The organism is Pseudomonas sp. RAC1 (genome assembly GCF_030658255.1).
Taxonomy (GTDB): Bacteria; Pseudomonadota; Gammaproteobacteria; order Pseudomonadales; family Pseudomonadaceae; genus Aquipseudomonas; species Aquipseudomonas boreofloridensis.
In genome coordinates this window covers 55,209-68,271 of the sequence record NZ_JAUTXS020000027.1, presented here as the reverse complement: position 1 = coordinate 68,271, position 13,063 = coordinate 55,209, and the positions used below count along the sequence as shown (strand labels likewise).

At 61.9% G+C, this 13,063-nt stretch carries 14 protein-coding genes; 7 read left to right on the top strand and 7 right to left on the bottom strand.

Annotated elements, in window-relative coordinates; genetic code table 11:
• Positions 1–47: 47 nt before the first annotated feature.
• A complete protein-coding gene (gene ybaK / locus Q7C30_RS08200) occupies positions 48–518 on the top strand; it encodes a Cys-tRNA(Pro) deacylase (RefSeq protein WP_039575937.1) in 471 nt (156 codons plus the stop codon).
• A gap of 28 nt (positions 519–546) precedes the next feature.
• On the opposite strand, the gene Q7C30_RS08195 is transcribed toward ybaK, so the two are convergent.
• A complete protein-coding gene (locus Q7C30_RS08195; protein ID WP_317871220.1) occupies positions 547–1,656 on the bottom strand; it encodes an ABC transporter ATP-binding protein in 1,110 nt (369 codons plus the stop codon).
• Positions 1,653–2,573, bottom strand: coding sequence for an ornithine carbamoyltransferase (argF, locus tag Q7C30_RS08190; RefSeq protein ID WP_029613239.1), 921 nt, complete (start codon positions 2,571–2,573; stop codon positions 1,653–1,655). Before argF ends, Q7C30_RS08195 begins: the two co-directional genes overlap by 4 nt.
• A gap of 363 nt (positions 2,574–2,936) precedes the next feature.
• Here argF and Q7C30_RS08185 point away from each other — a divergent pair, with 363 nt between their 5' ends.
• Together Q7C30_RS08185 and grxD are read left to right on the top strand one after the other, a co-directional pair.
• Positions 2,937–5,045, top strand: a complete 2,109-nt coding sequence (locus Q7C30_RS08185; RefSeq protein ID WP_317871219.1) for a molybdopterin oxidoreductase family protein — start codon at positions 2,937–2,939, stop codon at positions 5,043–5,045.
• 104 nt (positions 5,046–5,149) lie between these two features.
• Complete coding sequence (grxD, locus tag Q7C30_RS08180) at positions 5,150–5,485, top strand: Grx4 family monothiol glutaredoxin (RefSeq protein WP_039575941.1); 336 nt, start codon at positions 5,150–5,152, stop codon at positions 5,483–5,485.
• Between the two features lie 71 nt (positions 5,486–5,556).
• On the opposite strand, the gene bfr is transcribed toward grxD, so the two are convergent.
• Together bfr and Q7C30_RS08170 are read right to left on the bottom strand one after the other, a co-directional pair.
• Positions 5,557–6,030: a bacterioferritin gene (gene bfr, locus Q7C30_RS08175; RefSeq protein ID WP_029613238.1), complete on the bottom strand. Its 474-nt coding sequence runs from the start codon at positions 6,028–6,030 to the stop codon at positions 5,557–5,559.
• 201 nt (positions 6,031–6,231) lie between these two features.
• Complete coding sequence (locus Q7C30_RS08170; RefSeq protein WP_029613237.1) at positions 6,232–6,453, bottom strand: bacterioferritin-associated ferredoxin; 222 nt, start codon at positions 6,451–6,453, stop codon at positions 6,232–6,234.
• 212 nt (positions 6,454–6,665) lie between these two features.
• Between Q7C30_RS08170 and Q7C30_RS08165 the strand changes: the two genes are divergently transcribed.
• Entirely contained in the window at positions 6,666–7,268 is a 603-nt protein-coding gene (locus tag Q7C30_RS08165; protein WP_295481347.1) for a peroxiredoxin C, read from the top strand.
• A 112-nt stretch (positions 7,269–7,380) separates the two neighbouring features.
• On the opposite strand, the gene rnt is transcribed toward Q7C30_RS08165, so the two are convergent.
• A complete protein-coding gene (gene rnt / locus Q7C30_RS08160) occupies positions 7,381–8,046 on the bottom strand; it encodes a ribonuclease T (RefSeq protein ID WP_029613236.1) in 666 nt (221 codons plus the stop codon).
• Complete coding sequence (pyrC, locus tag Q7C30_RS08155; protein WP_317871218.1) at positions 8,043–9,089, bottom strand: dihydroorotase; 1,047 nt, start codon at positions 9,087–9,089, stop codon at positions 8,043–8,045. Before pyrC ends, rnt begins: the two co-directional genes overlap by 4 nt.
• 130 nt (positions 9,090–9,219) lie before the next feature.
• On the opposite strand from pyrC, the gene Q7C30_RS08150 reads away from it, so the two are divergent.
• A complete protein-coding gene (locus tag Q7C30_RS08150) occupies positions 9,220–10,200 on the top strand; it encodes an OmpA family protein (protein WP_317871217.1) in 981 nt (326 codons plus the stop codon).
• Between the two features lie 128 nt (positions 10,201–10,328).
• A complete protein-coding gene (locus Q7C30_RS08145; protein ID WP_029613234.1) occupies positions 10,329–11,546 on the top strand; it encodes an argininosuccinate synthase in 1,218 nt (405 codons plus the stop codon).
• A gap of 73 nt (positions 11,547–11,619) precedes the next feature.
• Here Q7C30_RS08145 and Q7C30_RS08140 read toward each other — a convergent pair whose 3' ends face one another.
• A complete protein-coding gene (locus Q7C30_RS08140; RefSeq protein ID WP_304484016.1) occupies positions 11,620–12,054 on the bottom strand; it encodes a hypothetical protein in 435 nt (144 codons plus the stop codon).
• A gap of 374 nt (positions 12,055–12,428) precedes the next feature.
• On the opposite strand from Q7C30_RS08140, the gene Q7C30_RS08135 reads away from it, so the two are divergent.
• Complete coding sequence (locus Q7C30_RS08135; protein ID WP_029613232.1) at positions 12,429–13,055, top strand: response regulator transcription factor; 627 nt, start codon at positions 12,429–12,431, stop codon at positions 13,053–13,055.
• The last annotated feature ends 8 nt before the right edge of the window (positions 13,056–13,063 follow it).

Below are 13,063 nucleotides of genomic sequence, written 5' to 3'. Positions count from 1 at the left end.
CAATTGGCCTACAGTAGCCGCCGAGCCGATCCTGACTGGAGCTGTGCATGACCCCCGCCCTCGACCTGTTGAAGAACGCGCGCGCCGAACATCGCGTGCTCAGCTACGAACACGACCCAAAGTCCGCCTCCTATGGCCTGGAGGCTGCCGAGAAACTCGGGCTGGATCCGCAGCAGGTGTTCAAGACACTGCTGGCGTGCAGCGAGAAGGGAGAGTTGCTGGTTGCGGTGGTGCCGGTGGTCGGCACACTCGATCTGAAGGCGTTGGCCCATGCCGCCGGGGTGAAAAAGTGCGAGATGGCCGACCCTGCCGCCGCGCAGCGTGCCACCGGCTATTTGGTAGGCGGCATCAGTCCGCTGGGGCAGAAGAAGCGCTTGCGCACCTTCATCGATGCATCAGCGCAGCAGTTCGACAGTATTCATGTCAGTGCCGGACGGCGCGGCCTGGAGGTGGAACTGGCCGCTGCGGTGCTGGCCGAGCATACCAAGGGTGTGTTCGCCAGCATCGGCCGGGGCTGAGACGAGCGTCACAGCCCGGCCGCAGTGATCAATGGGCTGGACTGTGGCGACGCACGCCGTTGTCCTGCGTGGTGAGGTGCGCGGCTACGCTGCCGGGCACGGCGAACAGCACCAGATGATCGGCCGCTACGGCAATGCCCACGTCCTGACCGATCTGATGATCGACATGACTGGGGAAGATCGCCTCCAGTTGGCTACCGGTCGGCAGTTGCAGGCGATAGAGGGTTGAGGCGCCGAGGAAGCTCTTGCCGTGGATGCGCGCGCGCAATGCGCTGTCCGGGGCATGCACGATGTCGTCGGGTCGCAACAGCACGTCCACTGCGCTGCCCGCGGGCATCGCATAGGCACGGTTGCCGCGCAGCTCACCCAGCTCCGTGGTGACGGCCTCGGGGCTGCTCATTTGCCCTCGGATGAAGTAACCCTGGCCGATGAAGCTGGCGACGAACGGCGTCTGCGGTTCGTGGTACAGGTTGTAGGGCGTGTCCCATTGCTCCAGGCGACCTTCCTTGAACACACCGACATGGTCGCTGACGGCGAAGGCTTCTTCCTGGTCATGGGTGACCAGAATCGCACTGGTGCCGCGGCTCTTGAGAATGTCGCGCACCTCGTGGCTCAGGCGCTTGCGCAGCTCGACGTCGAGGTTGGAAAAGGGCTCGTCGAGCAGCAGCAGTTGCGGCTCCGGCGCCAGCGCCCTGGCCAGCGCGACGCGTTGCTGCTGGCCGCCGGACAGCTCGTGCGGGTAACGCCCACCCAGGCCGACGAGCTTGACCAGTTCAAGCATGTCTTCGACCACCTGGGCCTGGCGTGGGTGCTTGGCGATGCCGAAGGCGATGTTCTGCGCCACCGTGAGGTGCGGGAACAGCGCGTAATCCTGGAACACCATGCCGATGCGGCGCTTTTCCGGTGCGAGGGTGAAGCCGGCGCGCGAGATGACCTCGCCGGCCAACTGGATCTCGCCGTCATGCACCGGCTCGAAGCCGGCGATGGCGCGCAGGGTGGTGGTCTTGCCGCAACCGGAGGAGCCGAGCAGGCAACCGATGTCGCCGGCGTTCAGGTGCAGGTTGAGGTTCTGGACGATGCGCTGCTCGCCGTAGCCACAGGCGAGGTTGCGCAGGTTGAGCAGCAGGGGTTGACTCATGCGGTGTGGTAAGCCGGTTCTACAAGGAATTCAAGAAGGGCCTTCTGTGCATGCAGGCGGTTCTCGGCCTGGTCCCAGGCGACCGACCGGGGGTCGTCGAGCAGGTCCTGGCTGATTTCCTCGCCACGGTGGGCGGGCAGGCAGTGCATGAACAGGGCATCGGGTGCCGCCAGGTCGAGCAATTCGCGGGTGACCTGGTAAGGCGCGAAGTGCGCCAGGCGCCTGGCAGTTTCCTCTTCCTGGCCCATGGAAGTCCAGACATCGGTGGTCACCAGATGCGCGCCGCGCACCGCTTGCTGCGGGTCGCGGATGATCTGCACGCGATCGCCGCCCAACGCCAGGAAGCGCGGATCGGGTTCGTAGCCTTCGGGGCAGGCGATGCGCAGTTGGAAGTCGAACTGGCGGGCGGCTTCGATGTACGAGTTGCACATGTTGAAGCCATCACCGATCCAGGCCACGGTCTTGCCCTGGATCGAGCCGCGGTGCTCGACGAAGGTCTGCATGTCGGCGAGCAGTTGGCAGGGGTGCGATTCATCGGACAAGCCGTTGATCAACGGGACTTTCGAATGGGCGGCGAACTCGGTGAGGGTGCTGTGGGCGTGGGTACGGATCATCACCACATCGACCATGCTCGAGAGCACGATGGCGCTGTCGCCAATCGGTTCGCCACGGCCCAGTTGGGTGTCGCGCGGGGACAGGAATATCGCCTGGCCGCCGAGCTGGATCATGCCGGCTTCGAACGACACCCGCGTACGGGTCGAGGACTTCTCGAAGATCATCCCCAGTACGCGGTTCTTCAAAGGCTCATGGAGCACGCCGCGCTTGCGCAGGCCCTTCAGCTCGATGCCTCGACGGATCACGCCGAGCAGTTCGTCAGCGGTGAAATCCAGCAGGGAGAGAAAGTGCCTGGTGCTCATGAGATGACTACCTTATCTGCAACGTTTTGCAGGCCGGCCGTAGGTTTTTTTTGACAACGGCGGTGACCTGCGGCGTAAGCCGCGCGGGGCGGACGGAATGAGGAAAGGCGCAATACTATAATTAAATGTCGCCTGAAACCAAGAGGTGAAACAGGTCGCCTGTATCAAGGCGTGTCGTAAACCCTTGTGAAGCGACTGTTTTTTATTTTCTACAGGGTTGTACACGGGCCATCGGGGCGTTTGCAAACCCCGTGTCGCGAATCGTGTGCCTGATGACGCTCGATTCACAGCGCTTAGCGCCGTGGCGGCGAGAGGCGCGCGGGCATAGTCTGGGCTCTCCAGAACAACAAGGCAGAGGCGGCCATGACCAAGACCCTGCATTACCGTGCGTGTCATCTGTGCGAAGCCATCTGTGGCCTGGCCATCGAAGTCAGCCACGGACCGGACGGGCTGGCTTCGATCGATTCCATCAAGGGCGACCGCGAAGACCCGTTCAGCCGTGGCCACATCTGCCCCAAGGCCGTGGCCCTGCAGGACATCCAGGACGACCCGGATCGCCTGCGTCAGCCCCATCGGCGGGTCGGCGATCACTGGCAGCCGATCGGCTGGGACGAAGCCTTCGCCCTGGCCGCCGAGCGGCTGTGGCAGATCCAGCAGCATCATGGGCGCAACGCCGTGGCGGTGTACCAGGGCAATCCCAGCGTGCACAACTATGGGCTGATGACCCACAGCAACTACTTTCTCGGCCTGCTCAAGACCCGCAACCGTTTTTCCGCCACTTCGGTCGACCAGTTGCCCCAGCACCTGACCAGCCACCTGATGTACGGCCATGGCCTGCTGCTGCCGATACCGGACATCGACCACACCGACTTCATGCTGATCCTCGGCGGCAACCCGCTGGCCTCCAACGGCAGCATCATGACCGTGCCGGATGTGGAAAAACGCCTGAAAGCGCTGCGTGCCCGCGGTGGTCGCCTGGTGGTGATCGACCCCCGTCGCAGCGAAACGGCAGCCATGGCCGATCAGCACCTGTTCATCCGCCCCGGTGGTGACGCGGCGTTGCTCTGCGGGCTGCTCAGCACCCTGTTCAGTGAAGACCTCGCACGCGGCTCGCACCTGCCGGTGCAAGGGCTGCAACAGGTGCGCGAAGCCATTGCGCCGTTCACGGCCCAGGCCATGAGTGCGCTGTGCGGCATAGAGGCCGAACAGATCCGCCAGCTGGCCCGCGATTTCGCGGCGGCGGAGCGCGCGGTGTGTTACGGGCGCATGGGGGTCTCGACCCAGACCTTCGGCACCCTGTGCCATTGGCTGGTGCAACTGATCAACCTGGTCACCGGCAACCTTGACCGGGTGGGCGGCGCGCTGTGCACCGACCCGGCGGTGGACCTGGTCGCCAGTACCTCGGGCGGCCACTTCGACCAATGGCGCAGCCGCGTTTCCGGCTTGCCGGAGTACGGCGGCGAGCTGCCGGTGGCGGCGCTGGCCGAAGAAATGCTGACGCCTGGCGAAGGCCAAATCAAAGCCTTGGTCACGGTGGCCGGCAATCCGGTGCTGTCCACCCCCAATGGCCGCCAATTGGACGGCGCCCTGGCGGGGCTGGAATTCATGCTCAGCATCGACCTGTACATCAACGAGACCACGCGCCACGCCGACCTGATCCTGCCGTCCACCTCGGCGCTGGAAAACGACCATTACGACAGCACCTTCAACCTGCTGGCGGTGCGCAATGTCACCCGTTTCAACCGGGCGATCCTGGCCAAGCCGCAGGGCGCACTGCACGACTGGGAGATCTTCGTCGGTCTGGCCCGCGCCTTCGCCGAGCGGGCGGCCCTGGAACTCAAGCCGACCTTGCCGCCGGCGCAGATGATCGACCTGGCCTTGCGCACAGGACCCCGTGGCGAAGCCTCGCCCTGGAACCTGTCGTTACAGACGCTGGACGCACATCCCCATGGCCTGGACCTGGGGCCGTTGCAGGCGAACCTCGCCACGCGTCTGCGCACTCCCGCGCAGGCGGTGCAGGCCGCGCCGCAGGTGCTGCTCGACGACTTGCAACGTCTGGCACGCCAGGTGCCCATGGCGCCCGACCAACTGTTGCTCATCGGCCGGCGTCATGTCCGCAGCAATAATTCCTGGATGCACAACTATCACCGCCTGATCAAAGGCAAGCCGCGCCATCAACTGCTCATGCATCCGCAGGATCTGCAGCAGCGGCAGCTCGAAGATGGCCAGTGGGTACGCGTGCGTTCGCGCACCGGCAGCCTGGAAGTCCAGGTGTTGGCCAGTGACGAGGTGATGCCGGGTGTGGTCAGCCTGCCCCATGGGTGGGGGCACGCACGCCAGGGCGTCCAATTGCAGATCGCCCAGGCGCAGCCGGGGGTGAGTGCCAATGACCTGACCGACGAAACCCTGCGCGATGCACTGTCGGGCAACGCCGCGCTCAATGGCGTACCGGTGCAGGTAGAGGCGGCTTGATTCGATCGTGAGCCGAGGGCCATGGCCGAGCACGGCACTCGGCTTTCCGATACAATGCCCGACCGTGCCGACGACCGTGTCGGAAAGTTCAGCCGAGGTGCTCCATGGATATCATCGAAACAATCAAAGAGCAGATTGCCAACAACACCATTCTGCTTTACATGAAAGGCTCGCCGAATGCCCCGCAGTGCGGCTTCTCGGCCCGTGCTTCGCAGGCGGTGATGGGGTGCGGCGAGAAGTTCGCCTACGTCGACATCCTGCAGAATCCGGAAATCCGCGCCAACCTGCCCAAATACGCCAACTGGCCGACCTTCCCGCAACTGTGGGTGGGCGGCGAACTGGTCGGCGGCAGCGACATCGTGCTGGAAATGTTCGAAAAGGGTGAACTGCAGACCCTGATCAAGGACGCGGCCGCCAAGGCCAAGGCCTCCGAGGCCTGATGGTATCTTTGGCACGCCCATGAAAAAGCCCCGCCTAGGCGGGGCTTTTTCATGGGCGGTAGAGGCGAAACTTACTCTTCGCCCATCTGCGACTGCAGGTAGTTCTCGATGCCGATCTTGTCGATCAGGCCCAACTGGGTTTCCAGCCAGTCGATGTGCTCTTCCTCGGCTTCGAGGATGTCTTCGAGCAGGTCGCGCGAGCCAAAGTCACCAGCGGTTTCGCAGTGGGCGATGGCGGCTTTCAGATCGATCAGGCCTTTGTTTTCGATCTTCAGGTCGCACTCGAGCATTTCACGGGTGTGCTCGCCGATGAGCAGTTTGCCCAGGTCCTGAACGTTGGGAATGCCTTCGAGGAAGAGAATACGCTTGATCAATTTATCAGCGTGCTTCATCTCGTCGATGGACTCTTTGTACTCGTGCTTGCCGAGCGCGTTCAGGCCCCAGTCTTCATACATACGCGCGTGCAGGAAGTACTGGTTGATCGCGACCAGCTCGTTTCCGAGGATCTTGTTGAGATGCTGGATGACGCTTACGTCGCCTTTCATGTCCGGGTTCCTGCCCTGAGAAGTGAGCCAATAGGCGAAGTCTGAGCCCGACAACTTTCTATGTCAAACCTAAGTTGTTGAATAATAAGTGAAAATTAATAGGAATAAGAATGTTTGTGAACCGCGTTGGTGGGCTAACTTATTGAATTACAGGCATAAAAAAACCGGACACGAGGTCCGGTTCTTTGAAAGGGGGGCGTTTTAAGCGGCGGTGAATTCGACGGGGTAGGGCAGTGCAGGCTGCTGGGCGAGCTGAAGTTCGGTCAGGGTCTCACGAACCACCTGTTTGGCCAGGCAGGCGCATTTACCACATTGGCTGGCCACGTTGGTGGCGGTACGGACTTCCTTGTAGCTGCAGCATCCTTCGTAGATCGCATCGCGGATCTGTCCATCGGTGACGCCGACGCAGAGACATACGTACATAGGGTCTGACCATCGCTGGGTGAGTCGATGCGTTGGAGACTAATGGTAATGAGAATGCTTGTCAAAGCACTTGAAGAATGATTCATCTTCGCGCGACCGGCGGTCCGATTCGGCCTGTCATGATATCCCGTGTATGATGGTCGGTCTTTGCAGGATGCCGGGCGAGTTGTCTCGCCTGGGCAACGGTTTTCACCCCCATCAGGAGATGACGAATGAGCGTACTCGTTGGTAAACAAGCCCCGGACTTCACCGTTCCAGCCGTGCTGGGCAACGGCGAGATCGTCGACAGCTTCAACCTGGCTTCGGCGATCAAAGGCAAGTATGGCCTGGTGTTCTTCTACCCGCTGGACTTCACCTTCGTCTGCCCGTCCGAGCTGATTGCCCTGGACCACCGCATTCCCGATTTCGAAGCCCGCGGCGTAGAAGTGATCGGCGTGTCGATCGACTCGCACTTCACCCACAACGCCTGGCGTAACACCCCGGTCAACAACGGCGGCATCGGCCAAGTGAAGTACACCCTGGCTGCCGACATCACTCACGAAATCTGCAAGGCCTACGACGTCGAGTCCGAAGGCGGCGTGGCCTTCCGTGGTGCGTTCCTGATCGACAAGAACGGCGTGGTCCGTTCGCAGATCGTCAACGACCTGCCGCTGGGCCGTAACATGGACGAGCTGCTGCGCCTGGTCGACGCCCTGCAATTCCACGAAGAGCACGGCGAAGTCTGCCCGGCCAACTGGAAGAAAGGCGACAAAGGCATGAACGCTTCGCCGGAAGGCGTTGCGGCCTACCTGAGCGAGAACGCCGGCAAGCTGTAATACGGCGTGATGCAAAAAAAACCGGCCTCCTGGCCGGTTTTTTTGAGCGTCGAGTTTTTAGCGACAAGCGGCAAAGAAAGCCAGCACTGCGGTGTCCACGCTTGCCGCTTGCTCAGCCGCGCCAGCCGCCCATGTCCTTCCAGCGGTTGACGATGCCGCAGAACAGCTCAGCGGTTTTCTCCGTGTCGTAGCGCGCCGAGTGCGCCTCGCGGCCGTCGAAATCGATGTCTGCGCTTTGGCACGCTCTGGCCAGTACCGTCTGACCGTAGGCCAAGCCGGCCAGCGTGGCGGTGTCGAAGCTGGAGAAGGGGTGGAAGGGGTTGCGCTTGAGGTCGTTGCGCGCCACCGCAGCGTTGAGGAAGCCCAGGTCGAAGCTGCTGTTGTGGCCGACCAGGATCGCCCGCTTGCAGCCATTGGCCTTCAGCGCTTTGCGCACACCACGGAAGATGTCGGTGAGTGCGCTTTCCTCGCTCACGGCCATGCGCAGCGGGTGATCCAGCTTGATGCCGGTGAACTCCAGCGCAGCAGGCTCGATATTGGCGCCTTCGAACGGCTCGACACGGAAGAAGTAGGTGTGTTCCGGGAACAGGAAGCCCTTTTCGTCCATGCCGATGGTGACGGCGGCAATTTCCAGCAGCGCGTCGGTGGCGCTGTTGAAACCGCCGGTCTCGACATCCACCACCACCGGCAGGTAGCCGCGAAAACGCTCGGCCATGGGATGGCGCGAACCGCCACCGGACGGCAAGTCTTGATCGTCTTCGTAGAGGTCTTCGCTCATACGTTGTCCTCCAGCAGGCGCCAGCGCAGGGTTTCACCCGCACGCAGCGGCACCACCTGGGTATCGCCGAATGGCAGGCTGGTCGGTGCGGTCCAGTCTTCACGGATGAGCGTGATGCGGTCGGTGTTCGCCGGCAGACCATAGAACGCTGGACCGTGCAGGCTGGCGAAGCCCTCCAGCTTGTCCAAGGCGTTGCGTTGCTCGAAGGCTTCGGCGTACAGCTCGATGGCCGCGTAGGCGGTGTAGCAACCGGCGCAACCGCAGGCCGCTTCCTTGGCATGCTGGGCATGCGGCGCTGAGTCGGTACCGAGGAAGAACTTCGGATTACCGCTGGTCGCCGCATCCAGCAGGGCCACCTGGTGCGTATTGCGCTTGAGGATCGGCAGGCAATAGAAGTGTGGACGAATGCCGCCGACCAGCATGTGGTTGCGGTTGTACAGCAGGTGCTGCGCGGTGATGGTCGCCGCGACGTTGGCCGTGGCCTCGCTGACGAATTGCGCGGCATCGGCGGTGGTGATGTGCTCGAACACCACCTTGAGCGTCGGGAAGCGCTCGACCAGGCGACGCATATGCTCATCGATGAAGCGTTTTTCGCGGTCGAACACGTCGATGTCCGCGCGCGTCACTTCACCATGCACCAACAGCGGCAGCCCGGTTTCGGCCAGCGCTTCGATCGCCGGGAAGATGTTGTCGATGCTGGTGACGCCCGAGTCGGAGTTGGTCGTGGCGCCGGCCGGATAGAGCTTGGCAGCGAACACGATGCCGCTGGCCTTGGCCGCATGGATGTCTTCGGGGCGGGTGCGGTCGGTGAGGTACAGCACCATCAGGGGCTCGAAACGGCTGCCGGCAGGACGCGCCGCGAGGATGCGCTCGCGGTAGGCTTCGGCTTCATGGGCGGTACGTACCGGTGGAACCAGATTGGGCATGATGATGGCGCGGGCGAAGGTACGCGCCACGTCGCCGACGGTATGTCGCAGCACAGCTCCATCGCGCAGATGGATGTGCCAGTCGTCGGGACGCAGGAGGGTCAGGCGATCGGACATTGGGGTTTCCAGGCGGTTCGAACTCAGCCGCCAATGCTACCGGAAAACCCTGAGAGCGGCACGGCTATCAAGTTTTCCAGCAGGCGTCCGATAGCCTGCAGGTAAGACGTCAGAATTTGTGGAGCCGCCTGTGCGCCAGCGTTACCTACTCCTGCTCAGCCTGTGCGCCAGCCTGCCGGCCGGTGCAATGACCTTCCAGACCCGCATGGAGAACATCGCGTGGAAGGTCGAAGGCGATCAGTTCGAGTGTCGGCTGATTCAGCCCATCGAGGGCTTCGGCAGCGGCCAGTTCGTGCGCCGTGCCGGAGAGCAGCCGGTGTTCCAGTTGCGTTCTGACAGCAACGCGCTGGGCGCGGGCTCGGCCACCCTGTTGGCGGCTGCCGCGCCATGGCAACCCGGACGTGGCGACGTCAACCTGGGGGCCGTGCGTCTAAGCCGCTCCGGCGTGCTGTTCAGCACCTCCCAGGGACAGGCCAGCCGGTTGATCAACGGGTTGCTCGACGGCCGCAGTACCGTGGTGCGCAACTATACCGGCGAGGGCGGCCGGCCCATGGAAGTGCATGTGTTGCCGGTCAGCTTCGCCAAGGCCTACAGCGACTATCAGGTCTGCGCCGCCAAGCTGTTGCCGATGAATTACGATCAGATTCGTCAGACCCAGATACCGTTCCCCGGCACCGGTTTCGAGCTGGACAGCTCGGCACGGGCGCGTCTGGACGTGATCCTCGACTACATGAAGGCCGATCCGACGGTCAACCATATCGAGCTCGACGGCCATTCCGACAACAGCGGCAATCGCCTGGCCAACCGCGACGCGTCGCGGCGTCGTGCCATGGCCGTGGCCGAGTATCTGCAAGCCCACGGCGTGCCGCAGGCGCAGATCGTCGTACGTTTCCACGGTGAGCGTTATCCGCTGGTCAAGAACAACACCCCCGCCAATCGCGCGCGCAATCGGCGTGTGAACATTCAGCTAGACCGTGTCACGCCGGTCGAGAAACCGGTCGAGAAGCCCCACGACGCGGCGCCTGCCACGCCCGCCCAGCCCGCTGCGGCACCTGCCGCGACCGCTGCGCCAGCGGCCACCGCTGCGGCGGCCTCGGCCAAGAAAATCTGATTTCGACGGAAGGTCGCGCCCGCGACACTTCCTGTCGCTTTGGCATCAGAAGCTGTCGCGCCACTGTAAATTCCTCAACGAGATCGGTAGAATCGCGGGTTTTCCGTACAACCCCGTGGAGTGATGGCATGGCGGACGTAAAGAAGGTCGTACTGGCGTATTCCGGCGGCCTTGATACTTCGGTGATTCTCAAGTGGCTGCAAGACACCTACAACTGCGAAGTGGTGACCTTCACCGCTGACCTGGGCCAGGGCGAAGAGGTCGAACCGGCCCGTGCCAAGGCGCAGGCCATGGGCGTCAAGGAAATCTACATCGACGACCTGCGCGAAGAGTTCGTCCGCGATTTCGTCTTCCCGATGTTCCGTGCCAATACCGTCTACGAAGGCGAGTACCTGCTGGGTACCTCCATCGCCCGTCCGTTGATCGCCAAGCGTCTGATCGAAATCGCCAACGAAACCGGTGCCGACGCGATCTCCCACGGCGCCACCGGCAAAGGCAACGACCAGGTGCGCTTCGAGCTGGGCGCCTATGCGCTCAAGCCGGGCGTCAAGGTCATCGCCCCGTGGCGTGAATGGGACTTGCTGTCCCGTGAAAAGCTGATGGACTACGCCGAGAAACACGGTATTCCGATCGAGCGTCATGGCAAGAAGAAATCGCCGTACTCGATGGACGCCAACCTGTTGCACATCTCCTACGAAGGCGGCGTTCTGGAAGATACCTGGACCGAGCACGAAGAAGACATGTGGCGCTGGAGCGTCTCCCCGGAAAATGCCCCGGACCAGGCGACTTATCTCGAGCTGACCTACCGCAACGGTGACATCGTGGCCATTGACGGCGTCGAGAAGACGCCGGCCACCGTGCTGGCCGATCTGAACCGCATTGGCGGCGCCAACGGCATCGGTCGCCTGGACATCGTCGAAAACCGCTACGTGGGCATGAAGTCGCGCGGCTGCTACGAGACGCCTGGCGGTACCATCATGCTCAAGGCGCACCGTGCCATCGAGTCGATCACGCTGGACCGCGAAGTCGCTCACCTCAAGGATGAGCTGATGCCCAAGTACGCCAGCCTGATCTACACCGGTTACTGGTGGAGCCCGGAGCGGGTGATGCTGCAGCAGATGATCGACGCTTCCCAGGTCAACGTGAACGGTGTCGTGCGCCTGAAGCTGTACAAGGGCAACGTCACCGTCGTCGGTCGCAAGTCGGACGACTCGCTGTTCGATGCCAACATCGCTACCTTCGAGGAAGATGGCGGCGCCTACAATCAGGCCGACGCGGCAGGCTTCATCAAGCTCAACGCCCTGCGCATGCGTATTGCTGCGAACAAGGGCCGCTCGCTGCTCTGATTGTTGTTGCAGTGAACAAAGCCCGGTCGCAACGACCGGGTTTTTTGTATCTGCAGGTAGTGCTCCGGCCCGCCTACAAGTCGATTTTGTCGCCTTTCTCCAACGCTCGAATCGACAGCAAGATGCGTGATCGGCACTCCAGGTTGTAGAAGATCCACCGGCACTCCCTGCCGGGGGGGCGATCGAGTGCATTGAGCACGTGAGTCTCGATGTTCTTGTGTGCACCGGGCCCTGACAGGGCGATGGTCATGGGCGCCTGGGTATCGGCGTAGAGCGGCTCCTCATCGTCCACAGCGCGCTTGTCCGGGGTGTAGAGCGACTCGTGGTTGAAGTTCAGCGTCAAAAAGAACAGCACGGTGAGGAAAAACGGGAAGCCCACCAGAAACCAGGTGTAGATCGATTGACTGCTCTCGCTCAGGAACGGCAACGAAGCAAGCGCCGACGCCTCGATGATGCCGGAGAAAATGGCAATGATCGTCAAGGGACTCATCTGTTCGGTGCTGTTCATGGCGAGGGCCTCCTTCGGGCTTTGTCCATCTGTACCCTGTCGCCTCGCCGAGAAAAACGCTTGCTGTTTCCCCTCAAGGAAAAAATTACCGGTTGTCATGGGCCCGGTATAACTATTCGCTCCCAAAAGATTGAAAGATCTCACTCGTTGGTCGTGCTATCCACACTTTGCATTTTTGCGGCCACCGGACTTTCACTTGATCGCCCATTCAGGTGATGGATATCGAACGGATCTGTCGCACAAATGTAGGACGTTTCTATTAGCAGTGTAAGTTTCATCTTTGACTGCGTCCTACTGATGAATCACTGCGCCACAACAGCGATGGCTCGGTTATCGTGGCGCGTCAGAACTTAGAACGGATCAATGGATATCCCATGAATAAAGTACTTATCGTGGATGATCATCCGGTCATTCGCTTGGCCGTACGTATGTTGATGGAGCGTCATGGATATGAAGTAGTGGCGGAGACCGATAACGGTGTAGATGCGCTGCAGATGACCCGGGACTATCTGCCCGATATCGTCGTACTCGACATTGGCATACCCAAGCTCGACGGGTTGGAGGTGATCGCGCGCATGACGGCGGCGAGTCCTGGGAGCAAGGTGCTGGTGCTGACCTCACAGGCCCCAGGGCACTTTTCCATGCGCTGCATGCAGGCCGGAGCGGCCGGTTACGTGTGCAAGCAGCAGGAACTGACCGAACTGCTCAGCGCGATCAAGGCCGTGCTCTCGGGGTATAGCTACTTTCCCAATCAGGCGCTGCACAAGACTCGCAGCGGCGTCAGTGGCGGCAGCGAGAGCGAGATGGTCGAGCGCCTGTCAGGGCGCGAAATGATGGTGCTGCAGCAGTTGGCCAGAGGACGAACCAACAAGGAAATTGCCGATAGCATGTTTCTCAGCAACAAGACGGTGAGTACCTACAAGACCCGGCTGCTGCTCAAGCTCAATGCGCGATCGCTGGTGGACCTGATCGAGCTCGCGCAGCGCCATGGCCTGGCCTGAAACACTTG

Coding starts and splice junctions, on each gene's coding strand:
- Q7C30_RS08185 (WP_317871219.1), top strand. CDS start 2,937: ATGACCAAGACCCTGCATTACCGTGCGTGTCATCTGTGCGAAGCCATC.
- Q7C30_RS08135 (WP_029613232.1), top strand. CDS start 12,429: ATGAATAAAGTACTTATCGTGGATGATCATCCGGTCATTCGCTTGGCC.
- Q7C30_RS08195 (WP_317871220.1), bottom strand. CDS start 1,656: ATGAGTCAACCCCTGCTGCTCAACCTGCGCAACCTCGCCTGTGGCTAC.
- bfr (WP_029613238.1), bottom strand. CDS start 6,030: ATGAAAGGCGACGTAAGCGTCATCCAGCATCTCAACAAGATCCTCGGA.
- Q7C30_RS08170 (WP_029613237.1), bottom strand. CDS start 6,453: ATGTACGTATGTCTCTGCGTCGGCGTCACCGATGGACAGATCCGCGAT.
- grxD (WP_039575941.1), top strand. CDS start 5,150: ATGGATATCATCGAAACAATCAAAGAGCAGATTGCCAACAACACCATT.
- rnt (WP_029613236.1), bottom strand. CDS start 8,046: ATGAGCGAAGACCTCTACGAAGACGATCAAGACTTGCCGTCCGGTGGC.
- argF (WP_029613239.1), bottom strand. CDS start 2,573: ATGAGCACCAGGCACTTTCTCTCCCTGCTGGATTTCACCGCTGACGAA.
- pyrC (WP_317871218.1), bottom strand. CDS start 9,089: ATGTCCGATCGCCTGACCCTCCTGCGTCCCGACGACTGGCACATCCAT.
- ybaK (WP_039575937.1), top strand. CDS start 48: ATGACCCCCGCCCTCGACCTGTTGAAGAACGCGCGCGCCGAACATCGC.
- Q7C30_RS08165 (WP_295481347.1), top strand. CDS start 6,666: ATGAGCGTACTCGTTGGTAAACAAGCCCCGGACTTCACCGTTCCAGCC.
- Q7C30_RS08140 (WP_304484016.1), bottom strand. CDS start 12,054: ATGAACAGCACCGAACAGATGAGTCCCTTGACGATCATTGCCATTTTC.
- Q7C30_RS08145 (WP_029613234.1), top strand. CDS start 10,329: ATGGCGGACGTAAAGAAGGTCGTACTGGCGTATTCCGGCGGCCTTGAT.